At 54.6% G+C, this 23,259-nt stretch carries 23 protein-coding genes and 1 tRNA gene; 20 read left to right on the forward strand and 4 right to left on the reverse strand.

Annotation, left to right across the window (positions count from 1 at the left end; translation table 11 throughout):
* Positions 1 to 20 precede the first annotated feature (20 nt).
* From folD to KGZ89_01220, 4 genes are read left to right on the forward strand one after another with little or no spacing between them, the layout of a single operon-like run.
* Positions 21 to 878, forward strand: a complete 858-nt coding sequence (gene folD, locus KGZ89_01205) for a bifunctional methylenetetrahydrofolate dehydrogenase/methenyltetrahydrofolate cyclohydrolase FolD (protein MBS3973475.1) — start codon at positions 21 to 23, stop codon at positions 876 to 878.
* 18 nt (positions 879 to 896) lie between these two features.
* Entirely contained in the window at positions 897 to 1,670 is a 774-nt protein-coding gene (locus KGZ89_01210; protein MBS3973476.1) for a hypothetical protein, read from the forward strand.
* Between the two features lie 30 nt (positions 1,671 to 1,700).
* Positions 1,701 to 2,351, forward strand: coding sequence for a TMEM165/GDT1 family protein (locus KGZ89_01215; protein ID MBS3973477.1), 651 nt, complete (start codon positions 1,701 to 1,703; stop codon positions 2,349 to 2,351).
* 7 nt (positions 2,352 to 2,358) lie between these two features.
* Positions 2,359 to 2,919, forward strand: a complete 561-nt coding sequence (locus tag KGZ89_01220; protein ID MBS3973478.1) for an epoxyqueuosine reductase QueH — start codon at positions 2,359 to 2,361, stop codon at positions 2,917 to 2,919.
* A 306-nt stretch (positions 2,920 to 3,225) separates the two neighbouring features.
* On the opposite strand, the gene KGZ89_01225 is transcribed toward KGZ89_01220, so the two are convergent.
* Both KGZ89_01225 and KGZ89_01230 read right to left on the reverse strand, forming a co-directional pair.
* Positions 3,226 to 3,624 (reverse strand): hypothetical protein, encoded by a 399-nt coding sequence (locus tag KGZ89_01225; protein MBS3973479.1) that lies wholly within the window; start codon positions 3,622 to 3,624, stop codon positions 3,226 to 3,228.
* Between the two features lie 17 nt (positions 3,625 to 3,641).
* Complete coding sequence (locus KGZ89_01230; protein MBS3973480.1) at positions 3,642 to 4,163, reverse strand: DUF4352 domain-containing protein; 522 nt, start codon at positions 4,161 to 4,163, stop codon at positions 3,642 to 3,644.
* Positions 4,164 to 4,677: 514 nt separating this feature from the next.
* Between KGZ89_01230 and KGZ89_01235 the strand changes: the two genes are divergently transcribed.
* Together KGZ89_01235 and KGZ89_01240 are read left to right on the forward strand one after the other, a co-directional pair.
* Positions 4,678 to 4,763: transfer RNA gene (locus KGZ89_01235), tRNA-Leu, on the forward strand.
* Positions 4,764 to 4,896: 133 nt separating this feature from the next.
* Complete coding sequence (locus KGZ89_01240; GenBank protein ID MBS3973481.1) at positions 4,897 to 5,613, forward strand: PHP domain-containing protein; 717 nt, start codon at positions 4,897 to 4,899, stop codon at positions 5,611 to 5,613.
* A 5-nt stretch (positions 5,614 to 5,618) separates the two neighbouring features.
* On the opposite strand, the gene KGZ89_01245 is transcribed toward KGZ89_01240, so the two are convergent.
* Entirely contained in the window at positions 5,619 to 6,863 is a 1,245-nt protein-coding gene (locus KGZ89_01245) for a hypothetical protein (protein ID MBS3973482.1), read from the reverse strand.
* A 169-nt stretch (positions 6,864 to 7,032) separates the two neighbouring features.
* On the opposite strand from KGZ89_01245, the gene KGZ89_01250 reads away from it, so the two are divergent.
* Entirely contained in the window at positions 7,033 to 7,437 is a 405-nt protein-coding gene (locus tag KGZ89_01250) for a hypothetical protein (protein MBS3973483.1), read from the forward strand.
* Here the strand turns inward: KGZ89_01250 and KGZ89_01255 are convergent.
* Positions 7,430 to 7,729, reverse strand: a complete 300-nt coding sequence (locus KGZ89_01255) for a metal-sensitive transcriptional regulator (protein ID MBS3973484.1) — start codon at positions 7,727 to 7,729, stop codon at positions 7,430 to 7,432. The genes KGZ89_01250 and KGZ89_01255 overlap by 8 nt on opposite strands.
* 93 nt (positions 7,730 to 7,822) lie before the next feature.
* On the opposite strand from KGZ89_01255, the gene KGZ89_01260 reads away from it, so the two are divergent.
* From KGZ89_01260 to ubiA, 13 genes are all read left to right on the forward strand, one after another.
* Positions 7,823 to 8,767 (forward strand): cation transporter, encoded by a 945-nt coding sequence (locus KGZ89_01260; GenBank protein MBS3973485.1) that lies wholly within the window; start codon positions 7,823 to 7,825, stop codon positions 8,765 to 8,767.
* Positions 8,757 to 9,734 carry an EamA family transporter gene (locus KGZ89_01265; protein ID MBS3973486.1) on the forward strand — a complete coding sequence of 326 codons (978 nt, stop codon included), beginning with the start codon at positions 8,757 to 8,759 and terminating at the stop codon, positions 9,732 to 9,734. The genes KGZ89_01260 and KGZ89_01265 overlap by 11 nt, the downstream gene beginning before the upstream one ends.
* An 86-nt stretch (positions 9,735 to 9,820) precedes the next feature.
* A complete protein-coding gene (gene rpoN / locus KGZ89_01270) occupies positions 9,821 to 11,221 on the forward strand; it encodes an RNA polymerase factor sigma-54 (GenBank protein MBS3973487.1) in 1,401 nt (466 codons plus the stop codon).
* A complete protein-coding gene (locus KGZ89_01275) occupies positions 11,218 to 12,723 on the forward strand; it encodes a PAS domain S-box protein (GenBank protein MBS3973488.1) in 1,506 nt (501 codons plus the stop codon). The genes rpoN and KGZ89_01275 overlap by 4 nt, the downstream gene beginning before the upstream one ends.
* A 15-nt stretch (positions 12,724 to 12,738) precedes the next feature.
* Complete coding sequence (locus tag KGZ89_01280; protein ID MBS3973489.1) at positions 12,739 to 14,091, forward strand: sigma-54-dependent Fis family transcriptional regulator; 1,353 nt, start codon at positions 12,739 to 12,741, stop codon at positions 14,089 to 14,091.
* A gap of 293 nt (positions 14,092 to 14,384) precedes the next feature.
* The gene (locus KGZ89_01285) at positions 14,385 to 14,609 is read left to right on the forward strand and encodes a heavy-metal-associated domain-containing protein (GenBank protein ID MBS3973490.1); all 225 of its coding nucleotides are present in this window, start codon (positions 14,385 to 14,387) and stop codon (positions 14,607 to 14,609) included.
* Complete coding sequence (locus tag KGZ89_01290) at positions 14,606 to 15,331, forward strand: cytochrome c biogenesis protein CcdA (protein ID MBS3973491.1); 726 nt, start codon at positions 14,606 to 14,608, stop codon at positions 15,329 to 15,331. The genes KGZ89_01285 and KGZ89_01290 overlap by 4 nt, the downstream gene beginning before the upstream one ends.
* A 100-nt stretch (positions 15,332 to 15,431) precedes the next feature.
* Positions 15,432 to 18,698: a SpoIIE family protein phosphatase gene (locus KGZ89_01295; protein MBS3973492.1), complete on the forward strand. Its 3,267-nt coding sequence runs from the start codon at positions 15,432 to 15,434 to the stop codon at positions 18,696 to 18,698.
* Positions 18,699 to 18,704: 6 nt separating this feature from the next.
* Positions 18,705 to 19,535, forward strand: coding sequence for an anti-sigma factor antagonist (locus tag KGZ89_01300; GenBank protein MBS3973493.1), 831 nt, complete (start codon positions 18,705 to 18,707; stop codon positions 19,533 to 19,535).
* A 43-nt stretch (positions 19,536 to 19,578) separates the two neighbouring features.
* Positions 19,579 to 20,148: a nitroreductase gene (locus KGZ89_01305; protein MBS3973494.1), complete on the forward strand. Its 570-nt coding sequence runs from the start codon at positions 19,579 to 19,581 to the stop codon at positions 20,146 to 20,148.
* A 6-nt stretch (positions 20,149 to 20,154) separates the two neighbouring features.
* Positions 20,155 to 20,877: an HAD-IA family hydrolase gene (locus tag KGZ89_01310; protein MBS3973495.1), complete on the forward strand. Its 723-nt coding sequence runs from the start codon at positions 20,155 to 20,157 to the stop codon at positions 20,875 to 20,877.
* Between the two features lie 19 nt (positions 20,878 to 20,896).
* Complete coding sequence (locus KGZ89_01315) at positions 20,897 to 22,387, forward strand: menaquinone biosynthesis decarboxylase (GenBank protein MBS3973496.1); 1,491 nt, start codon at positions 20,897 to 20,899, stop codon at positions 22,385 to 22,387.
* Positions 22,384 to 23,253 carry a putative 4-hydroxybenzoate polyprenyltransferase gene (gene ubiA, locus KGZ89_01320; GenBank protein MBS3973497.1) on the forward strand — a complete coding sequence of 290 codons (870 nt, stop codon included), beginning with the start codon at positions 22,384 to 22,386 and terminating at the stop codon, positions 23,251 to 23,253. Before KGZ89_01315 ends, ubiA begins: the two co-directional genes overlap by 4 nt.
* Positions 23,254 to 23,259: the final 6 nt, after the last annotated feature.

Raw genomic sequence — 23,259 nt, forward strand, 5'->3', positions numbered from 1 at the left:
TCGAGAGAGGAACTTACTGAATGCCGATTGTTATCGATGGTAATCAAATAGCCGCAGAGCTTCGAGAGCGCGTGGCCGCGGATGTAAGTACCTTGGCTTCCATATCTTTGACACCGGGGCTTGCGGTTATTCTGGTGGGAGATGATCCGGCTTCGCACTCGTACGTAACCATGAAGGAGCGGGATTGCGATCAGGTAGGCATCAGAAGCTACGACCTGCGACGCCCAGCCGGGATTTCCCAGCACGAGCTTGAAGCGATTATCGATGAGTGTAATCAGAACCCCGATATTCACGGCATCTTGTTGCAGATGCCTTTGCCACCCCACCTTGACTCCGAGGCGGCGATAGCGCGAATCGATCCGGCCAAAGACGTTGACGGCTTCCATCCATTCAACCTGGGTCAGCTTCTCCGAGGAGGGCGCACTTATCGCCCTTGTACGCCAAGCGGCGTGATGCATATGCTCGATTACCACGGCATAGCGCTGGAGGGCAAGCACGCCGTTGTCGTTGGGCGCTCCACAATCGTTGGCAAACCAATGGCGATGATGCTACTGGAGCGAAATTCCACTGTCACAGTGTGTCATTCGCGCACAGTCGATCTTCCTTCGGTTTGCAGGTCAGCAGATATCCTCGTCGCTGCCGTCGGCCGTGCCAATATGATTACCGCCGAGTTCGTCAAGCCTGGTGCGGTGGTGATAGATGTCGGTATCAACCGCGTCGAGTCAGGGATGGTCGGAGATGTCGACTATGATTCGGTAGCGCAAATCGCATCGGCCATAACTCCGGTTCCGGGAGGAGTCGGTCCGATGACAAGGGCGATGTTACTTGTAAATACCGTAGAAGCCGCAAGCGCAACTATCCCTCCGACAGGTCCTTGATTAGAAGAGAGAGCCACTATGCTAACGAGTCAATATGAGGGTCACAGGCGTCATTCGGGTGCGTTCAGTCGTTTTTTTGTGTTGGCAGTCGCCATTATCATGCTCGCGGCGGTTGCCTTGTTCCCGCATAAAGCGGCAGCGCAGCCTATTTCTCTGGCCGATCTCACTCTTGAAGTCCAGCTGATGCCTGAAGTTCAACCGGGAACCAACGGACTTGTCGTTGGCGTGAGGCTGCCCGCCGGCACCGCCCTGCCCGTCACAGTGCGGCTCCCTTTGCCCGAGGGCGCGAATGTGTTTTGGGCAGGAGAGATAACCGGAGGCCCGATGGAGCAGGACATCCAAAGGGAGTTCACCATTGTTGAGGGAGTCGGCGGCCAGGCGGTGGAGTTTACCGCCGAGACTACAACCACGGTACAGTATGACGCCATGTATGGAAGCGTGGGCATCGCTGGAAACGAGGCGAGAACGACCTTGGCCTGGCGCCAGACCGTGGACACCGGGGCGATTTCTATTGGAATCAGGCTGCCTCCAGGCACTGAGCTCGTTGAGCCAGATCCTCCTGCGCCTCCTGTCATGAACGCCGCTGGTGAGAGCCTCTATTCGTTGAGGCCTTTTGGTTTGGAGCCAGGCGCGGAAACTTCGATAGCGGTTACTTATCGCGCGGCCGCTGGCGCGGGTGCCGGCGCAGCGCAGTCACCCGTAAGGTACCTGATCTTCATGGGTCTGGGCATCGCTATCGTAGGACTGGTTTTGGCTGTTCTCGGACAACGCAAGCGCCAGATGAGCACCTGAGCGAGCACCTCATGGTTGTAAGGGCATAAGGTGTTCGAGGTCTTTCTCGTGACAGTGGCGTTTGTGGCGTTAGCCGAGCTCGGCGATAAAACTCAACTGCTGACGATGGTTCTGGCGGCGAAGGCAAGTCGAATATCCGTGATCCTTGGTGTTGTCGGCGCCATCCTGGCCTTGCAGACACTCGCTGTAGCCCTTGGCGCCACTGTCGGCTCTCTAATACCCGGAAATATTGCCGGTCTGATATCAGGCGTGCTGTTCCTGGGGTTCGGCGCATGGACTTTGCTGGCAAGCGGAAATCATGATGACCACGGAGCGGATAAGCAACTCGCGAAGGTGACAAAGTGGGGACCAGTCGTTGGAATTGCGCTAATATTTTTTCTGGCCGAGCTTGGCGATAAAACTCAACTGATGACTATCTCGATTGCCGCCAATCCAGCTGCGGCTATTGATGCTATGGCCGCTTTCGGATTGCGAGCTACTCCGACAGCTCAAACCGGCGGACTCGTTACGCTATCGGTCTGGCTTGGCTCAACAGCGGGAATGCTACTCGTAAACGGCCTCGCGCTTTTGGCCGGGACACTGCTACGCGAAAGGCTGTCTGCGAAAGTAATATCCGTTGTTTCAGGAGTGGCGTTCATCGGGTTTGGGGTTGCGGTGTTAGTTACGACACTTGTAGTGTGAGGCGGAAATGAAGCTGCTGCTACATGCTTGCTGCGCACCGTGCTTGTTAGTACCCTATGATGCCTTTTCGAACGCGCACGAGGTCGAGGTGTTCTTCTTCAACCCGAACATCTCTCCCGCCGAGGAGCACAATCGGCGGCGGAGTGCTCTGTTCGAATATGCGAATGCACGGGATATTATTGTGCATAAGGAGGCGTACGACCCTCAGATGTGGCTGGCTTCCGTGGTTCCGGGCGCTCGCGACCGCGAAGCCAGATGCGCCGATTGCTATCAGCTGCGGATGATGGCCACAGCGAGATTCGCTCAATCCTGTGGCTTTGACGGCATTGCATCCACACTGACGGTAAGTCCGTACCAGCAGCAGGATATGATCCGGTTGGCCGGTAGACGGGCAGCCGAGCAATCAGGGCTGGTCTACCTGGACGCTGATTTCAGGCAGTCGTTTCCCGATGCAGTCAGTAGATCACGTGAGCTTGGGATCTACCGCCAGAACTACTGCGGGTGCCTTCCAGGCATGAAAGAAGCGGAAGAAATCCGTGCCCACAAGCGTGAGACACGCCGCCGCTAGACCATCACGGTGGGAAAAGTTTATCGTTGTGCTCCCGCAGCCAACTTCCCTAGAAACTCGCGTCTGAATCCTTGATGCTGATGTTGAGCTCCTCGCGTCCCGCCGGTTGGATGGCTTGGAGGTCGCCGATTTGGTTGATACCGAAGGTGTGGTGCAGTGGCATTGGGGGGACTATGAGGCGGACTCGGACCCGCTGGACCTAGTGCGCGTTACTTAGTGCGGCGGTAGGGAGCACATCTCGCCTGCACGGGATTGGGCAAGGGCCCCGGCGGCGTCGGGGCCCTTGTGCGGTTCTGGACGTTCCAGCTAGGACGTAGGGGGGATTTCACTAGCGGGAACAGCCTGCGGTATTTCGGGTGCTGTGATATCGGCCTTCACTGACTTGGTGCCGACGACGGCAAGGACTCCGCCAAGCAGAGCCAAGATCATGAAGATTGCTACGAGTGTTCCCCCGAGGATGGACCCGAGAATGGAGGATAGTATGAGCAGGGCGGCCGGAACACGACCCTTCGCTCCTAGGACGATTGCTCCCAGGACGATGACCGCGAAGGAGAATATTACGCCGCCCCAGCCAAGCCCAACAACAGTTCCCGAGCCCTCTGCCTCGAATGCGGACGCAAGTCCGCCTAGTAGCAAGGTTGCTCCAGCCGCGAGCACGCCAAATACCCCGGCGATGATGGCGATGATGCCTCCTGCTTTCTTCACTGCGTCTCCCTTCGCTGTTATTCGGACAGGATTATCCTCACCTGCTGGGTGGAGAAGAAGTTGGGCTCCATGATGAGCGTCAGGCCCTTCATGTCTTTTGGAACCTCAAAGACGAGGTTAGCATCCAAATTGCCGCCGGGGGCAAGGGAGCCGCTGTTCATAGGGTTGGGTACGTCCGTGACGAACGCCGTGCCCGTCTGTACGCCGTTGGCATCCTCAATCTTGTAGTTAAATTCGTTGAAGTCCAGCGGCACGGTTCCGCCGTTTTCAATTTTGATATTGACGATGTAGAAGACCTTGCCGTCGCTCGGCTCCTCGAACTCGTTCGTCGGGTTGAACTGTTTGCCGGAAACGACGGCCATAACGGCATCGTCGACGTTGATTGGCTCGCCAAGTGCGAATTCCGTCTTCTCGGCCTCGACCTCGGCGGCGGGCTCGTCAATGCCGTTTGCGCCGCTTGGTGAAACCTCGGCCTCGCAACCGACGGTGCCAAGCATCAGGCCAGCGACGAGCAACGCAAAGATGGCACGCTTGAACATTTGTTCCTCCCTAATAATTGTTGGATATTCCCACACAGGCTCAGGTTAGCAATGGGATGCACTCCTGTAAAGCTCTGGAAGGCTCTTGCTAGCTGAGTCGTGCGTGTTATGACTACTGCAGGCGGCGGGGGACGTTCTTGTACCCCCTCGGAGGGGCTACCACAACGTCCCCGTTGCCTCGGGGCTCCTCGGAAACGGGGATGCCCTTCACGTCAGGGGCTGGAAGTGTCATAGGTGCGGTAGTTCTGGACGTGGTGAACGGGGAAACATGGCAGGCATCCGCTAGAGAGAGCAAGCGCTGCTGCCTTCGCTACCGGGATGTGGTGGGCGTGAACATGAGGTGGCCCCTGGGGCCATAACGGCGATGATCTCGGTAACTACCGTGGGGAAAATATGGCTCACGCGGCCCAAAGAAGTGATGTGCCCCCACTCGCCCATATTTGCTATGGCGTGCCGTTTTCGAGTGGGTTATACTTTCGTTCGCTGCGTGCCTGTAAGGGCATCGAAGTCTCTGGTCGGAGTGGCGGAACGGCAGACGCGCTAGGTTGAGGGCCTAGTGTCCGCAAGGACGTGAGGGTTCAACTCCCTCCTCCGACACCAAAGAAGTCTCACTATATTTTTTCGTGCCGAAGTTGCCTCGGCGGTGTAAAATATCTTTGTTGGCATGAGCCTTGCGATAGTTACCTGACCGGAGCACATCGGAGTTGGCAAGTGCCCGATCGAAGGGAATGACGTGTCAGAAAAGTGGGGTAAGGCGGATCTTCATATCCACTCCAACCATAGTGACGGGCTGGCTAAGATACCCGAGATTATGGAGTACGTTCAACACCAGACCGACCTTGATATCATTGCCATCACCGACCACAACACCATCGAAGGCGCGCTGTTTGCGAAGTCTCTCGAAGAGATGTACGACTTTGAAGTAATCGTAGGCGAGGAGATATCCTCGGCGTCAGGGCATATTATCGGATTGTACTTACAAGAGCATATCCCTGCCGGATTGAGCGTGATTGAGACGATCGCCCAGATCAACGATCAAGGCGGCATCGCGATAATTCCGCATCCTTTTTCCCAGCGTGGGATATTCGGGCCGCTCGGAAAAACGACGTTTGCTGAGGCCGTGAACGAGTTCGCGTTTCAGGCGCTTGAAGTCTATAACTCGATTCCGCACATTGGCTGGGCGAATCGTATTGCGGCCAAAGTCTTCACGGGGGGGCAGGGGATAGCTGCTACCGGCGGATCTGACGCGCACGTGCTTCAAGGCATAGGAACCGGCTACACTGTTTTCCGCGGCACTACTGCCGAGGAGCTTAAAGCCAGCATCGACGCCCTGGAGACTCGCGCCGAGTCCGGAAGAGTCGGTCTTGGCGTCGCCCTTCAATATGCTCGCAGCATTCGGAAGATTCGGCGCCAACAGGCCTGGAACTGGGAGAGATGCGGCGCAGACTAAGGCGATTAGCCCGGTCTTCGCTGTTGTACATCCACCAAAAGTTCAGAGATTGTTTCCGCTATTATTGAGGGAGTCGCCGCCTCTGTGCCCCAGTTGCCGAGTAGTCGAATCTCTGTGACCTCATCAACCCTGGCGCTTCGAATCGCAACGAAAATTTCGAGACGAGATGATAGGGTTTCGAAGGGCATACAGGCAGGTACCACGAGTATCTGCTTGCACTGGAAGGCAACCAGGTGCCGTAGCGTTTCCGTCAGATCCGGATTTCTCCACTCGAGCGAGCAAGAGCGAACCAGCTGCTCATTGGCACCGTGCTCGATCAGATTTGACCTGATTCGGCTGCAAAAGGCGGTTTCCTGAACGTCGAATGCTGGATGCGTGATACGGTGATGTTCCGGCTGGCCATTCATGACAAGCGCGACCCCCGTGGAGCTCAGGTCGTCTGTTGATACCCGTATCCGGTCGGCGATCATAAGGGAGAGCCGCTCAGAGCTCCAAAACGGAGCCGTATAGACGATTTCAATGCCGTGCGAGGGAAGGCGCAACTGGTCTACCAGTACTTTTGCGCGATCGGTTGCATAAGACTCACCGATGGAAACGTTCGCAACGATAATTCGATTGCATCCTTCGTTTGCAAGACTGGCGACAGTCGCATCCAGTGAGAGCTCGTCTGTGCCGGCGGTAATCGCCGCCTTCGTTATGCCAATCTCAGCCGGAAGGGTTGATTCGACACGATCAACCAGATCCTTCGCTTGTAGCATCGACAGGCCGGTGCCTCCTGCTGCACGGTATTTGGCTTTTTGTGCTGCGTAGAAAAAGGGAGTGATACCCAGCCATATACCAGACACTGAGCTTAGCAGCGTTTGATCGCCGGCAACCGAGGCGGGCTCATACTCCAGAGTATCGACATCTGCGAGGAGTACAACGGCCACCTTTCCCCGCGACCCTTCTGCTGCAGCAGGTATTTTTAGAATGGGCTGCTTTTTTCGGTTCAGCGACGGCAGCATGGCGGCGCCAAGACCGTATCCACCAATGAATGAGGCCACTGCAAGAAGCGAGGATAGCACCAGCACCTCGACCCTGTCGCTTACGGAGGAAATTTCAAATATTCCCCATGAGCACGACACTGCACCTGTCAGAAACAGCAGCGCCATTAGTGGTTCCGCTGGACGTTTTAGTACCAAAAGTCCCACAAATGCCGTACCGGATATAACGGCTCCGGCAAATAGTGCCATCCAACAGATCAGCGTCACCTGCGTCACCACCTTTCGCAACACCGATGATGATACTAGTGGCCTAGCCAGATGTCTTTGACTTATGCCTGCTTTCTGGGCGCTATCGGATACTCAACAGGGAATGCTCTATACTTATGTAGTGCGTGAATGGATATTTTTTGGCTTTTCTTATGCGAAAGGCTCGTTGGTGGATTACTTACATCGCCGCGAAAGTGCAAGAGGATTTTACGATACCGTTGAAGCCCTCATTAGCGCTGTCGAATGCCATGGGTTTGCCGTGGATAATCTGCATGATATATGCGCTAGGCTTGCCGCAAAGGGTTACGTTATCAATTCGCTCGTTATTCTGGAGATAGTTCCAGCAAGATCGATGTCATTCGATATCTCGCCGTTTATACCATGCCGTATCGCAGTTTCGCAGGAAAATGTGGTGGTGGTAGCCGCTCTGCGGCCAGAAGCTTATTCAGATGAGATCGCCATGATAAACGGGGCTACCCAGCGAGCCGAGGCAGAGCGTCAGTTGTTCCAGATCGTAGATGCGGCGGTTGGATCGATAGATTGCGAAGAGTTGCCGCGCAGCGAGGCTACTTGACGCAGGCGGAATACCTGATGAACAGCGCTATCGCCTCATCTATCATTGCTTCAGGGTCCTCGTCGACATTTTGCACTAGACAGCGCTTCATCGAGTGCCCGATGATATGTAATCCAACCTGATTCAGTGCGGATTTGACAGCCATTATCTGCGTTAGCACGTCTTCGCACTCTTTGTCGCCCTCTATCATCGTCTGCAAGCCCCGGATCTGTCCTTCAAGGCGCTTTAGCCTGTTGAGAATACGCTTCTTGTCCAGGGAGTCGTTGCTGACCTGGGATGTATGTTCAGACATCTCTCGCTCCTTCTTTAGCAAAGGGGTATTATCTTTGGGTTGCTTGCTAAAGAATACCCCCCTGGGGTATAGATGACAACCGGAGAGGAAGGTATGGGGTATCGCCGAGAGATAGGCGCTTTGTCCGGCCAGGCGCGCATGCCGCGAATTCGGCGTGTACTTCTGGTGATATTGCTGCTAAACCTCATGGTTGCAGGGGCCAAATTGATCTGGGGATATCTCTCTGGCAGTATCGCCATGCAGGCTGATGGATTTCATTCCCTTTTCGATGGAACCTCCAACGTGATCGGATTGATCGGCATCTATCTGGCCTCGCGCCCCGCGGACAGGGATCACCCTTATGGCCATGGAAAGTACGAGACCTACGCCTCCGTAGTCATTGGCGCGGTGCTCGCGCTTGCCGCATGGCACATATGGAGCTCGGCGATAACTAAGATCATGACAGGCGCTGAGCCGGCAACGGTTGGCCCGATCTCGTTCGCCGTGATGTTCGTGACGCTTGCGATTAACGTCGCGGTTACGGTCTATGAGCGACGCGTAGGACGCGAGCTGAAAAGTGACCTACTAATGGCCGATGCAAGCCACACGGCGAGTGACGTAATGGTCAGTGTGGGAGTTATCTTCGGGCTGATCGCAACTGCTCTTGGGTTTCCTTTGGCTGACCCCTTGATCGGCATCCTGGTTGGCCTGGTGATCGCCCGCACGGCCCTTGCGATCGTTGGCCAGGCGGCTGAAACGCTCTCAGATGCAGCCAGAATACCCCCCGGGGAGATTCAGGCAGCCGCAAGGAGTGTTGCAGGCGTTCTTGGAACGCATCACATTCGTACAAGAGGTCTGTCCTCGGAAGTTTACGTTGATCTTCATGTACAGGTTGACGAGAACCTGACAGTCGCTGAAGGACACGCCATCGCCGAGGCTGTCGAGCGGGCAATATGTCATCGATTTCCGCAGGTTGTGGATGTTATTTCGCATTTGGAGCCAATGGATAGGTATCAGAGCGAAAAATCTGCACTGGAAAGCGATGTCTATGACTCCTAACTCGACCTTGGAGCGTTTAGAGGGGTATGGACTTGCAGCTTTCGCCGCGATTTGCTGGGCTACCGGAGGGCTCGTTGCCAAGTGGCTTTTAGCTCCGCTGGACCCCGCGACTGCCAATTGGTTTGTGCCTCCAACAGGGTATGAGTTTGATCCCGTTGTTCTTGCGGGTGCCAGAGCGATTGGGGCCTCGGTGATCCTGGTTGCATACCTTGCGTTGCGGCGACCCTATACTCTAAGAGTTAAATTTGCCGATCTTTGGTTCTTGGCCTTTTTTGGCGTGTTTGGCCTTGCCGCAGTTCACCTTACATACTTTCAGACTATCGACCACACAGATGTTGCAACTGCCATTTTGTTGCAATATCTGGCTCCGATAATTGTGCTTATAGTTTCTGTGACCCTACTGGGCGAGCGCTTCACATGGGCGCTTCCGGCAGGGGTGGCATTAGCGCTACTAGGATGTGCGCTTGTAGTTGGAGTTCTGGCAGGCGAGGGCGTTACCATTGGTAGGGCCGGCTTGATGTGGGGGCTGGCATCAGCGGTGTTTTTTGCTATGTATTCTTTGCTTGGACGGCATGGTGTCAAGTCTTTTGGGTCATGGACGCTTCTTGCGTATGGCTTTAGCTTTGCGGCCATATTCTGGTTGGTTTACCTCGGCGGAGCATCAAAGGTCATCGATCTGATTTTGGCTCCTTTCGGAGCGGTCGCGCTTTTGTACCTCGTGGTGTTTGCTACAATTCTGCCTTTTGCGGCGTTTCTGAAGGCCCTTCAGCTCATCGGCGCGACGAAGACCATAGTTACTTCAACTATCGAGCCTGTTGTAGCGGGCACCGTTGCAATCTGGCTGTTTGCCGAGTCGTTTACCGGTCCGCAGATCCTGGGGGCACTGCTGGTACTGGCAGCCGTAGCGGTTATTCAGCTACAAGCGGGTCCTGGAGCCGCTCAGGAAATTCAGCCACCTGGCTCCTGATCCACAGAATCTCCACATAGTGTGGTATATAATTTGCTGAGCGCTCAATTTTTTCGAGCTCGGCGAATCCACCTAGGGTGATGGTCATGGAGTTAGCACAGAAGCCTGAATTAAAACAGCGCATGACGCTTTCTCCTCAGGTCTACCAGGGCTTGAGCATCCTTGCTATGCCGGTTATGGAGCTTCAAAATCTCATCGAGGCTGAGGTTCTGGAAAACCCCGTTCTCGAGACCGATGAGGTCGACGCTGACCCATACGACGCTGAATCTCCACCTTCAGAATCAGCACAAACGGATCAAGAAAGGGCGTGGGAGGAGTGGCTGGACATGTACGAGGATCTCCATCCCTTCAACGCGACCACTGCGATCGATTCCGACACTGAGGCAGACAGCGTCGGGGAGTATTCCCCGGTGACGCAGACTTTTGCGGAGTATTTGATGTCGCAGCTCGGTCTTTTGGACGTCAGCGGCGATGTTTATCGTGCGGCAGCGGCAGTGATCGGCCTACTCGATGACGACGGCTACTTCAAGGGTGAGCTTGCCGAAGTGGTAAGGATTGCCGGAGTCGATATCCCTACTGCCGAGGAGGGAATCTCGGCCGTTCAGAGCCTGGATCCTCCTGGGGTCGGAGCTCGGACGCTCGCCGAAGCCCTCAGTATTCAGCTCGCTTACCTGGGAATAGAAGACCCGTTGCTCGATCTGCTGATCCGTGATCACCTTCAAGATATCGCATCCAACCAGTTCGCCAGGATCGCGCGTTCGGCAGGGGTTCAAGAATCGGAGGTCCGTCAAGCCGTGTCTGTGCTTCGGCAATTGAATCCCAAGCCCGCAGGAGAGTTCTCGGCAGGCCCAGCACCGGGTTATCTAGTTCCGGACGTTACCGTCAGGCGGTTCGATGATGAGTGGATGGTTTTTCCCAATAGCGAATTCATTCCATCTCTGAGAGTCTCTTCCCGGTACAGAAATATGCTTCGCTCCGGGTCTCGGGTCGATGATGAGACCAAGCGCTATCTAAAGGACAAGATACGGTCGGCGGAGGCTTTTATACGTAATGTGGACAGGCGCAAGGACACAATCAGCCGCATCGCGGAAAAGGTGATTGAGGCGCAACAAGATTATTTTGAGAACGGGACAGGGCCGCTAAGGCCGCTTAGGCTTGAGGATGTAGCAGTAGAGCTCGGCGTACATCTGTCGACCGTCAGCCGCGGCGTTACGGGAAAGTACATGATGACCCCGTATGGGCTTTTCGAGATAAAGCACTTCTTTTCCGGGGGGTATCGTACACGGACAGGCATGGACGTGGCCTCTACCAGCATCAAGCATCGCATCAGGGATATCATAGCCTCGGAAGATCCAACGAAGCCGCACTCCGATCAGAAGCTCGTTGAGATTCTCAATCTTGAAGGAGTCACCGTTGCTCGCAGAACTGTGGCCAAGTATCGCGAAGAGCTAGGGATTGAGCCCTCGTGGGCTCGGAGACGCAGATGACACAGGAAGGTAGCTCCGCGAAGTTCTTCGCCGAAAAGGGCGATCCCGGGCGAATGATGAACCGGGCCGTGGTCATCATACTTGGACTTCTGTTTGCTGTTGCCTTGTTGGATGCATATGCCGTCACAGCGGAAGAGGCCGGCTGGTTACATCTGCTTGTTCAGCGCCTGTACTATGTGCCGGTTCTTTATGGGGCGTTTGTCTTTGGCAAGAGGGGAGGAGTGGCTGCTGCTTTTGCTGCAGCGTTGCCTTATACCGTATTTGCCTACTATTCCCCGTTGAACTATGCGGGCCTCAAGTGGGATAACGCTCTCGAGGTCATTATGTACTTTGTTGTCGGCGTACTTTTTGGTGCACTACGCGATGCTGAAGAGGGGAAGACCCGAGAGCTTCGCAGTATGAGCGAGCGCCTCGAGGATGCATACAAGAAGCTGGAAGAACGGGCGATACAATTAATTAATGTGCAAGACTACACGCAGTCCATCTTACGCTCGATCACTTCCGGAGTGCTTACTGTTGGGCCAGATGGATCTGTCACTACGATAAATCCCGCCGCGGAGCGCATGCTTGGAGTCACGGAGCATGATGTCGTGCCACGACCGATAGGCGCAGTGTTCGCCGATGATGGCGGGCTGGCCGAGGACGTAAGTAAGGTTCTCGCCGGCAGGCTGCCACTCATACTCCACGAGCTGGAGCTGGTGGCACTCGACGGCAACCGGATATTCGTGCAAGCAATGACTTCGAGGATGCGCGCTGTGGGTGGCAGGATCCTGGGTGCGGTGGTAACGCTGGAGGATGTTTCCGAGATCAACGCACTGACCGAACAACTAATCAGGGCCGACAGACTGGCGGCGATGGGTCAGCTGACCGCAGGCGTAGCGCACGAGGTGCGCAATCCGCTAGGGGTAATCAGGGCCTCTGTTCAACTACTAGAGGACGGTGTCAGCGACCGCGATCGCATAGAGCAGGTGGCTGGAGTCATCAAGCACGAGATTGATCGACTGGACCGAGTTATCAAGGCTCTTCTCGACTTCGGCCGACCCAACAGGCCGACTTTTGCAAAAGTCGATATCGAGGAGGTCTTGCACGATGTCCTCTTCTTCACGACGAGGTTTGCCAAGCAGTCTGGAGTTACAATCAGCGAAGAGTTCGAAGGTAACCTACCTTCGGTTCTGGCCGATTCGGATCAACTGAAACAAGTCTTCCTGAACTTGGTGACGAACTCGGTGCAGGCCATGGAGGATACCGGCGGCACGATTGCGGTTACGACCAGGCTGGGCGGAGAGTTTGTCCACATCATGATTTCGGATTCCGGTCCCGGAATCGAGGAGCCAAATTTGGGTCGGGTTTTCGATCCGTTTTTCTCGACACGCCCCGAGGGAACAGGTCTGGGACTTACCATTGTTCACAGGATCATAGATCAGCACAACGGCCACATAGAGGTTTCCAGCGGCAAAGGGGTTACCACTTTTCGTATACGCCTTCCGATAGCTGTGGATTAGGGATGTGGAGGACAGATGAAACGTAGCGTGCTTATCGCTGATGACGAAAAAAACATGCGCTGGGTGCTGAGCCAGGCCCTTCAGGCAGAAGGTTTTGAGGTCATTGAGGCCACTGACGGGAAGGAGGCGCTATCGGTGGTGGCCGAGCGCTTACCCGATGTCATGATCCTGGATTACAAGATGCCCGTTCCTGACGGCATGGAGGTTTTGAGCAGGCTAAGAGCGAAAAATCATACATTTCCGATCATCATGCTTACCGCACACGGCAACGTGACTCAGGCGGCCGAGGCTATAAAAAAGGGGGCAACCGAGTATCTGACCAAGCCATTTGACTTGGAAGAACTGAAGTTGGCGATTGAGAAGGCACTGAAGATGAGCGAGCTGACCGCCGAGGTCGAGCGCTTACGTGAGGAGCTCTATCGCGAATACAACGTCCATGGAATTGTGGCTGCAGATCCAAAGATGATGGACGTTCTTGACCAGGTTAAAAGGGTGGCGCCAACCGATGCCACGGTGATGGTTTATGGCGAGTCAGGGACAGGGAAAGAGCTGGTTGCCAGAGCGCTTCATGCGATGTCCGAGCGCATACACGGCCCCTTCATCTCTGTAAGCGCTGGAGCCTTGCCGGAAACATTGCTCGAAAGCGAGCTGTTCGGGTATGAGAAAGGCGCGTTTACGGGAGCCGTGACCGCCAAGCCAGGGCGATTTGAGCTCGCAAACGGCGGCACTTTGTTTCTCGACGAGATAGGCGATATCTCGCCTGGCGTTCAGGTCAGACTGCTGCGCGTTCTTCAGGAGCGTCAATTCGAGCGTCTGGGTGGAACCCGCACCATAGAGGTGGATGTGCGTGTAATCGCCGCTACAAATCGCGATCTGCAGCAGCTTATCGCCGAGGGCGTGTTCCGGGAGGATCTGTTCTACAGGCTCTCGGTAGTTCCGGTCACGCTTCCCGCACTGCGACACCGCTCAGGAGATATTCCGCTCCTTATTGCACATTTTCTCGCAAAGTTCAAAGCTGGTGACAGAAGGATTTCACCAGAGGCGATGCAGGCTATGGTCGATTATCAATGGCCTGGAAACATTCGTGAGCTGGAAAATACCATCGAGCGAATCCTGATACTCTCACGCGAAGAAGATATCGCACTCTCTGACTTGCCTGCCGAGGTACGCGCAGGCGCAGTTTCCGCTACCTATGCGCGATCGCAGATCGCGCTACCTGAAAGAGGATGCGACCTGGAAGAGGTTGAGCTTGATCTGATTCGGCAGGCTATCGACAGGTCGGGAGGCAATCTTCCTAAGGCCGCAAAGTTGCTTGGCTTGACAAAGAAGACGCTGGAGGCGCGGATGACTCGACTTGGTATCGAGTAGACGTCTTCCCGAATCCCCATTGGCACAGCGTTTGCAATTTTGTCCATGGATAGCTTGTTGGTTTCGCGCGGGTAAGGGTGGTGCATTCGTGTTCACTGCGTTTATGGCAGCACTCAGAAATAGAGGGCGCTCTGGCGGCAATGGCAGCCGACAGGTAAAGTGCTTGTCGTGTGATCATGACATCTTGGTCGGGTGGAGGCTGTGCCCCTACTGCGGCGCGCTGCTGGAGAGCGATATTCGACCCGCGATGTTTGCAAAGTCAGATACGAGCGATACAACCAAGGGAGTAGGCGATGGGGAACATCGAGAGCCTTCGCTTTAGGACACAAGGCATGCACTGTCCGTCTTGTTCGCTGCTGGTTGACATGATGGTCGGAGAGTTGGACGGCGTGCAAAGTGTCAGCTCCGATCACGTAACGGGCGAAATTTCCATAGAGGTCGACACCGATCGAAGTAACAGGGATGCCGTTGTCTCTGCTATCAGAAAAGCCGGTTATGAGCCGGAGCTGATTGCGTGAGCGCAGTGGTAGGGGTAGCCGGGGCGTTCTTCGCCGGCGTACTCTCTTTTCTTTCCCCATGCGTGCTCCCGCTGGTCCCCGGGTACCTTTCCTTTATCACCGGCTACTCTTACGATCAACTGCAGAGCAGCAGCAGTAGATGGAGCAAAGTTCTTGCGCCCAGCCTGCTTTTCGTCGCGGGATTTACCATTGTTTTTGTCAGCCTTGGGGCTACAGCCTCCACGTTGGGCTCGATGCTCCTTGCGTATCGCGAGGTACTGCAGGTGATTGCAGGCGGCATGATTTTCTTGCTTGGACTATTCTTATCCGGGATTTTCAAGCTTCCATCGCTTTACGGTGAGGCGCGCTTCGACCTTGGAAAAACCAGGGTGCTTGGCCCTTTATCGGCCATGATCACCGGGATGGCATTCGCCTTTGGCTGGACTCCATGTGTGGGGCCGGTTCTCGGCTCCATTCTTGCACTGGCGGGCTTCGGGGGAAGTCTGACGCAAGGGGCTACGCTATTGTTTGCGTACTCTCTTGGCCTTGGGTTGCCCTTCATTCTGGTCGCCTTGTTGTTCGGGCGCGTTAGCGGGTCCTTGAGGCTCTTCGCGAAATACGCAGCCCCGATAAACAAGGTTTCAGGTCTTCTACTCATGGCCGTAGGGGCTCTCATCGCGTTTGATCAGCTGTCCGCCCTTAGTGCCTGGTTTACATCTGTGTTGCGCCTTCCCTCGCTGTGAGGGTAAGACGATCTCGCTTTCTGTGTTAGCGGGAGGTATAAGACCAAAACTCGTGTACGATAAACTTATTTCGCGATAGCTTCGATCGGGGGCTTGTACGGTGGCTCGCAGCACCAAACGCGGAGAGTCGTTAGCGTTTAACCTGGCATTGATTATGTTTATGGTCGTCACGATCTCACTGACCATCGTGATGGTAGTGTCTATCGCTGGTGTAGTAGACCTTGCCGTTAGGCATGCAAGTGCTCGTCAGATGGCTTATCAGCAAGCGCTGGTAACGGAGATGACTGCCAGACTGACTGGCACATTGGGGGTCATGTCGAGGGCGACTGCGGTTCTTGAGCGCCCGGAAGGAACGGAGCCCAATCGAGTCGCACTGGCGATGCAGCTCGATGCGGGCGCCGAATTCGTGGATTCGATGATAGTGGCATTGCCGGATGGCCTGGTTGTTGCCGCGTATCCGACGTTTCAGGCCCCTCGCGACGTTTTTGGTACTCCAAAGTTCGAGGCCGCTCACTCTGACGAGCCAGAGTTTGTTTATGTACCGGAGGCAGGGGAGCTTTGGGTTTCTCGGCGCATCGAGACTCCTAATGGAGACAATATCTTGATGCTCAGGGTACGGACCGCGTTTCTTGAGCTTCTGGTCGAAGACTTTTCTTCAGTGGCGGAAAGACGTGTCGCCATGATAACTGACGCAAAGGGAACTGCGGATATTGTCAGCCCGAGACGCCCAAAGATCGAGTTTCAATCCTGGAGATTCGAGCCCGAGGGCGATCTTGACGCTGGCTACGTACATGCGCGCTCGTTCGATGAAACCGACTTTGTCGGACGTTACTCCACTCTAACCGGGTATCAGGGTATCGTTTGGAGGATTTCGGTCGTTGAGCCCCGAATGGCGATATTTGAGGAAACTGGCCGCGCTCTGGCGCCAGCCGCTCTGGCCCTGGCTTTTGGCGGACTTCTTTCGATAATCGTGTCATTTGTGTTTGTTCGTCGCCAGGTCAGGCCGATAAAAGATCTCGAATCACGAGCCCGGGCAGCGATAACCGGCGCACATGTCCAGCCGATCGAGTCCGATCGCGCTGATGAGCTTGGGAGGATGGCCGATGCCTTCGACGCCATTGCGCTACGCCTGAATCTACTCAACCACCTGTGTCAACTGCTCGCGTCATCTTCAAATCTCAACCAGGTTCTGGATGGAATACTAGTTGCGCTCAGGCAGTTATTGGGCAGTGAATCGGTCGCGGTTCTGATCCTTGACAAGAGTGAAAGCAAGGTCGTAGGCGTACGAAGTGCGGGTCTGAGCATCTCTGATGATACCGTTGTAGACATATCCAGGGTGAAGTGGCTGTCCGCGGCAGTTCAGGCTGAAGGGCCAATTTCAATCACTGGCACGGATTATTCCAATGAAGACGCGCCTTTTGCTGCTTCCTCCATAGAGAACCTGTTGTTCTCAACGGGTATGGTTGTTCCCTTGAGGGTAGGAGAGAGCCTTTTGGGTGTGGTTGCAATCTTTGAGTCGGGCAAGCGAGAGTTCACGGCCGCTGAAGTCGAGATACTCAGAACCTTCTCGGCGCAGGCATCTATCGCTGTTTTCAACTCGAGGTTGTTTGAGACAGAAAGTGTGATGCGGCAGGAGGCGGAGGCTCTTCGGGAGATAGCAGGTATACTTGCGCTTCCTCAGGCGCTCGGCGATTCAATCAATGCGTTCGACGATGCAATTGGGAGGCTGTTTGGTGCGGATGGCGTCCTGACAGTCCTGATCGGTTCTGAAAAACTGGGCTTTACGCAGGGCGCCAAGTCCGAAGTCGGGGATTTGTTGCTCAAGGTCTGGGCGACCCACCAAGGCACACCAGAGGGAGTCAGCCTGATAACGATCGAGCGTGGCCAGGATGTTGATATCGATCGATTGCTGGAGTTACTCGACAGCGAGCAGGCATGGTTGCTGAGTGCGATGCGGCCCGACATGGCTGGAGTGATTGTTGCGCTGAAATTTGGCGCGGATGCCCCGCCCCCTTCCTTAGATGAGCGTATCCACTCCCGGGCTCAGGCGGTGTCAAGTCAGTTGAGCCTGGTTCTGGAGAATACGTACAACCTTGCTGCCGCAAAATCCCACGCCTCAAACCTCGAGACCATATTTCGAATCTCCCAGGCCGTTAGCTCTTCTCTGCAGATCAATGTGGTTCTCAATCGCGTTCTTGATGTCGTCCAGAAGATATTCACTGCTGACGCCATGACGCTAATGAAGTACGACGAGGCGAAGCAAAAGATATCTACCGTCATGGCAAGAGGGAAAATATCAAATAAGCTGCTTCACTTTGAGTGCGCTCCCGGCGAAGGGATTTTTGGTGAGATATTCAACGCTGGCGAGCCGCTGAGAGTCGGATATTTGTCCGATTATGACAATAGCGCAGGACTCGAAGATATGGCAGAAGGACTCAACTCGCTCCTTTCCGTTCCGCTGATTACCAGGGGCAGAAGTATCGGTCTTCTTGCAATCTTTTCGGTCAACTCCGATGCTTTCAGCGATGAAGACATGGACTTGCTCCATACATTTGCCTCGCAGGCAGCCTTAGCGATCGATACTGCAAGTCTCTACAGCAGGGAGCACCACGTCGCCTCGGTGCTTCAATCTGGTATTTTGCCCCAAAGCCTGCCGGATTATCCGGAAATAGTGTCAGCCAGCATCTATCTTCCATCAGGAAAGGACGCCGAGATCGGCGGTGACTACTATGACCTGTTCAGGGATCCACAGGGCAGGATTGCCTTTGTAATCGGGGATGTTTGCGGCAAGGGAATCGAGGCTGCCACCAAGACATCGATGATCAAGTACTCCGTCAGGGCACTCATAGCTGCCGGGCTTCGCCCTCATGAGGTGCTAAGGGAGACCAATCGTTTGATCTCCGAGACGGGCACCGCCAGCGATATCGTTACCTTGTGGGTGGGAGTGCTTGAGCCGGATACTGGGCTGCTCCACTATGCGAATGGGGGGCATCCCCCTGCATTACTGTGGAGACCAGGTTCGCGAAAGAGCGAGCGCTTATGCACAACTGGCCCTCTACTGGGTGCGTTTGCCGATGTTGATTACGAAGAGATGCACTCTCAGCTTCTCGCCGGAGATATGATTTTGCTCTATACGGATGGCGTGACTGAGGCGCGAAGTGGGAATAAATTCTTTGGAGAAGGTCGTATACGAAGGGCTCTTTCCAAAGGATTGACACCGGTAGATGTTGCCGATGAACTTTTGTCTGCACTGGACGACTTTGTTCCCGGCGACCTTCGCGACGATGCTGCTGTTCTTGTGATTCAGCTTGCAGATCGGATAGTTGACCAAATGGGCACTACAGATGGAAACGCAAAGGGCGTGTAGGGAGTCATGGCGCATCGGATAGCCAGGCGTCCTGATATCGGGGTTGTAACGTGCGCAATCTCTGGAGATATCGACCTAGCTACAGTTCCGGAGTTGCAAAAATCCCTGGGTTCGATCATTGAAGCCGGCTACACCAGCATCATTCTTGACCTCGCAGAGGTAGATTATATTGATTCTACAGCTTTTAGCCTTCTGGTTTGGCTGGATCGGCAGCTGGTCGACGCGCAGGGTAGCGTTATTCTTGCAGGTGCCAACGAAAAGGTTCAAAGAATTCTCGATATGACCCAGATCGTGACGTACATGTCTGCCCTGAACACAAGCGAAAACGCTGAAACTGCCCTTATGGCTTTAGATCGAGGTGAAATAGAGTCAGATTTGCTCTGGGAACATCGATTTGAAGTGGAGTCCTCGATCGATAACCTTGCCAATATGCGCCAGCAGTCGGATGAAATACTGTCCTCACTCGAATTTACCGACGCCGAGAAGTTCGATATCCGAATCTCGTTAGGTGAAGCCTTGGCTAATGCCGTCAGACATGGATCGGGCGAGGATGGCGAGATGATCACTGTGGCGATAAGGGCCTTTGAGGACCGGGTTGCGATCGACGTGATCGATTCAGGAACAGGCTTCAGTGGCGATCATTGCGCTAGCGATGACCTCTATGCTCCGAGCGGCAGGGGTATAATGTTTATGAATGCATTGATGGATTCGGTCAGCTTCGCCCCAGGCAGTGATGGCGGTACAGTTGTCACTATGGAAAAGAGGCGAGGTGGCTTTCCGGCCACCGCGGTAGAAAAAACGGATAAGATTTTGGGTAGAAATAGTTACGATGGGTAAGGTTGCCATAAACTGTTACAGCTAGCTGTTTGGAGGAGAATTCATGCTACTTCTGGAGGCACTGGAGAGAAGGCACTCGATTCGGGCGTATCGCTCTGATGCGGTTCCCGGCGAGCTGATCGACAAGATTATATATGCGGCGTCTCTCGCGCCATCTTCATTCAATGAGCAGCCATGGCGCTACTATATCGTCACGGGAGAGAGCCGGCAGCGGCTCGGCGAGATAATGGTGCAAGGAACTCACTTTCTTGAGGAATATATTCAGATGCTTGGGCATGAGATGAATGAGTATGTACTGCGGTGGTACAGTGAGTTGGGCCACGCTCCTGCAGTAATCGTTTGTACGCTTCAAAATACCGATGACGAACTCATGAAGGACAATGGGTATCTTGCGATTGGTTCTTCTATCCAAAACATGCTATTGACCGCAACGGAGTTGGGGCTGGGCTCTTGCTATATGACCTTTTCATATTGGGTCAGAGATGAGCTTGCCAGGATGCTTGGAGTACCGGAAGACCGAACCATAGTCGGGCTTATCGCGCTGGGTTATCCGGCGGAGGAGCCGTTGGCGCCGGAGCGAAAGATCAACTCTATCGTGGAATACCGAGACTGATCGGCCTTGGCCCAGGCGATCTTTTTTGATATTGGCAACACGCTCCTAAGGCCCCATCCTGGGGTCTCGGAGGTGTGTAGGCAGGTTCTGAGCAGGATGGGCCACTCAGAAGACCTGTCAAAGATCGATGCCCTTATGCCTTTGGTCGACGACCACTATGAGCAACGGTATCGCGAGGACGATACATTTTGGACCTGTGAAGAGCGAGCTAGTGAAGTTTGGGTGGGTATGTATTCCCTGCTCGCCAGAGAGCTTGAGCTCGACTGCGATCACGCTCACTACGGCAGGCTTGTATACGATGAGTTTGGGTATGCCGGACGGTGGAGTCCTTACGAAGATGTGTTGCCTTTGCTGAAGAGACTGCACGACAATGGCTTGAGGCTTGCGGTAATTTCAAATTGGGACTCGCGGTTGACTTCGCTGCTCGACGACTTGGGACTCGCGCACTACTTCGAGCTCGTGATCTCCTCTGCTGATGTGGGGCTTCACAAGCCTGACCCAAGAATCTTCAAGCTTGCCTGTGATCGCCTGGGTGTCGCCCCATCAGAGGTCGTTCACGTCGGAGACCATTATTATGCCGATATGTTGGGAGCTTCCTCGGCTGGAATACGGCCAGTGCTGATCGATCGCGGCGGAACCTACAGACTTGGAAGCAACAACAAGATATGCTCACTTGATTCGCTTGAGAGTCACCTGGGACTGACGCAGTCTTCCAAAGTGGTCACCTGAGAGAACAGGAGTGTTACAGATGGCGATGAAGGACCTTCGTGAATTCATTGATATTCTCGATCGACAGGGTCAACTCGTGCGCATTACCGAGGAGGTGGATCCTTACCTTGAGATAGGCGAAATCGCGGACCGAGTGAGCAAGGGATTCGGGCCCGGACTCCTCTTTGAAAACCCGATCAATCGCAAGACGGGCGAGCGCTACTCAATGCCCGTCGCCATCAACCTGATGGGAACATACGAGCGCATGGCCTGGGCGATGGGAGTTGATGCCCACACTGGCACCTGGAAGGATCTCGACGCAAAAGCCGCCGAGCTTATGGAGATGCTCCCACTCGACATGCCTGGCAGCATGAAGGGAAAGCTTGACTTGCTTGTTGGCCTTAAAGACATTGCTACGGCCGGACCCAGGGAGGTCAAGTCCGGTAAAGCACCTGTTCAGCAGGTGGTTTTGAGGGGCGACGATGTTGACTTGACGAAGCTGCCGGTACTTACCACCTGGCCGAAAGACGGCGGCCCGTTTATTACCCTGCCACTGGTAGTCACGAACAACCTAAAGAATCGTCCCAACCTCGGTATGTATAGACTGCAGGTTTTTGACAAAAATACGACAGGACTCCACATTCACGAGCATCACGATGGCGCCAAGAACCTTCGGGCATGGGCCAAAGCTGGCTCAAAACGGGTACCCGTAGCCGCCGCTCTCGGATCTGATCCGATCACGATATTTTCTGCAACTGCTCCTGTTCCGCCGATGATAGATGAGTACCTTTTTTCGGGAATTTTGCGCAAAGAGCCAGTTGAAGTCGTAAAGTGCGTTACCAATGATCTTATGGTGCCAGCGCATGCCGAAATTGTGCTTGAGGGATGGTGCGACCCGGATGAGGTTCGGTGGGAGGGTCCATTCGGCGACCACACCGGCTACTACTCGCTACCGGATAATTTCCCGGTTTTTCACGTAGAGGCGATCACCATGCGGCGCGACGCCATCTATCCTACGACGATTGTCGGCAAGCCTCCAATGGAGGATTGCTATATGGCCAAAGCCACCGAAAGGATATTTTTGCCGGTGATCAGGGCCATGTTGCCCGAAGTAATCGATTACGATTTGCCGCTCGAAGGCGTGTTTCATAACTGCGCCATATTCCGAATCAAGAAGGAGTTTCCCGGTCAGGCTTTTCGAGTTATGAACTTTGCGTGGTCTATGGGCCAGATGATGCTGACAAAATACGTTATCGTTGTCGACGAAGATGTTGACTGCCACAACTACAGTGAGGTTGCCTGGCGATGCTTTAACAACGTGGATCCCAGTCGCGACATCCTGATCAGCAAAGGTCCGCTCGACAAGCTGGATCATGCGAGTAACTTCGAGAGCTTTGGATACAAGATGGGGATCGACGCGACCAAGCCCTTGCCGGGAGAAGGATATGATCGAGAGTGGCCAGAATCCCTGGAGATGGATGCGGAGGTCAAGGCCCGGATAGATGCGATGTGGGATGAGCTAGGCTTGTGACCTCATCGGCGTATAAGCTCCGCGGGCTTTTACAGATAGTCAAGTTCGAGCACTCGGTTTTTGCGCTGCCATATGCCTATGTAGGTGCCCTTTACGGAGTCGCCTCAGGGCTACCCCGGTTGGTGGATATCGTTTGGATTACGGTTGTGATGATCTCGGCGCGTGCTTTTGCATTTCTGATCAACCGCATCGCGGACAAGGAGATAGACGCCAGAAATCCAAGGACCGCATCCCGTGCGATTCCCGCCGGAGTGATCAAGGTCAAAGAGGCACTGTTTTTTGCTGTGGCCATATTGGTGTTGTATCTTGTTGGGGTTTGGCAGCTCGATCCCGTCGCTCGATATCTATGGCCGATACCGCTCGTTGCGTTCATCGTATACCCCTACACCAAGCGCTTTACCCCGTTTTGCCACTACTGGCTGGGGATGTGTCTGGGGCTAGCCCCGGTCGGCGGCTGGGTAGCTGTAGGCGGCTCTATCCTGGATCCAGCGCCGTGGATTCTCGGCGTGGCAGTTATGCTTTGGACTGCAGGATTTGACATCATATACGCGACGCAGGATGTGGAGTGCGACGTTCGGGACAAGATCCACTCAATGCCTGCGGACTATGGAGTTTCTGCGGCATTGCTGCAAACCCGCATAGTTCATGCGCTAACGGTCGCGCTGCTGATCTTTGCCGGGTATCTGCTTCAAGCTGGTATCGCATGGTTTGTGGCTGTGGCACTGGCGGCGGTGCTGTTATTCTATGAGAACAGCATTGTTTCGCCCAAAGATCTATCGCGCGTAAATGCCGCTTTCTTCCTTGTAAACGGCTGTATAGCGATAATCATCGGCAGTGGCGCTTTTATCGACAGAGTTTTCGGATAGGAGAGC

The organism is Actinomycetota bacterium (assembly GCA_018334075.1).
In the GTDB taxonomy this organism is placed as follows: Bacteria; Actinomycetota; Coriobacteriia; order Anaerosomatales; family UBA912; genus JAGXSC01.

What these genes read in the sequence shown, in the direction of transcription:
- KGZ89_01275 (MBS3973488.1), top strand. Translation starts at nt 11,218, where the DNA reads ATGACACAGGAAGGTAGCTCCGCGAAGTTCTTCGCCGAAAAGGGCGAT.
- KGZ89_01315 (MBS3973496.1), top strand. Translation starts at nt 20,897, where the DNA reads ATGGCGATGAAGGACCTTCGTGAATTCATTGATATTCTCGATCGACAG.
- rpoN (MBS3973487.1), top strand. Translation starts at nt 9,821, where the DNA reads ATGGAGTTAGCACAGAAGCCTGAATTAAAACAGCGCATGACGCTTTCT.
- KGZ89_01230 (MBS3973480.1), bottom strand. Translation starts at nt 4,163, where the DNA reads ATGTTCAAGCGTGCCATCTTTGCGTTGCTCGTCGCTGGCCTGATGCTT.
- KGZ89_01265 (MBS3973486.1), top strand. Translation starts at nt 8,757, where the DNA reads ATGACTCCTAACTCGACCTTGGAGCGTTTAGAGGGGTATGGACTTGCA.
- KGZ89_01255 (MBS3973484.1), bottom strand. Translation starts at nt 7,729, where the DNA reads ATGTCTGAACATACATCCCAGGTCAGCAACGACTCCCTGGACAAGAAG.
- KGZ89_01220 (MBS3973478.1), top strand. Translation starts at nt 2,359, where the DNA reads ATGAAGCTGCTGCTACATGCTTGCTGCGCACCGTGCTTGTTAGTACCC.
- KGZ89_01260 (MBS3973485.1), top strand. Translation starts at nt 7,823, where the DNA reads ATGGGGTATCGCCGAGAGATAGGCGCTTTGTCCGGCCAGGCGCGCATG.
- KGZ89_01210 (MBS3973476.1), top strand. Translation starts at nt 897, where the DNA reads ATGCTAACGAGTCAATATGAGGGTCACAGGCGTCATTCGGGTGCGTTC.
- KGZ89_01305 (MBS3973494.1), top strand. Translation starts at nt 19,579, where the DNA reads ATGCTACTTCTGGAGGCACTGGAGAGAAGGCACTCGATTCGGGCGTAT.
- folD (MBS3973475.1), top strand. Translation starts at nt 21, where the DNA reads ATGCCGATTGTTATCGATGGTAATCAAATAGCCGCAGAGCTTCGAGAG.
- KGZ89_01285 (MBS3973490.1), top strand. Translation starts at nt 14,385, where the DNA reads ATGGGGAACATCGAGAGCCTTCGCTTTAGGACACAAGGCATGCACTGT.
- KGZ89_01280 (MBS3973489.1), top strand. Translation starts at nt 12,739, where the DNA reads ATGAAACGTAGCGTGCTTATCGCTGATGACGAAAAAAACATGCGCTGG.
- KGZ89_01300 (MBS3973493.1), top strand. Translation starts at nt 18,705, where the DNA reads ATGGCGCATCGGATAGCCAGGCGTCCTGATATCGGGGTTGTAACGTGC.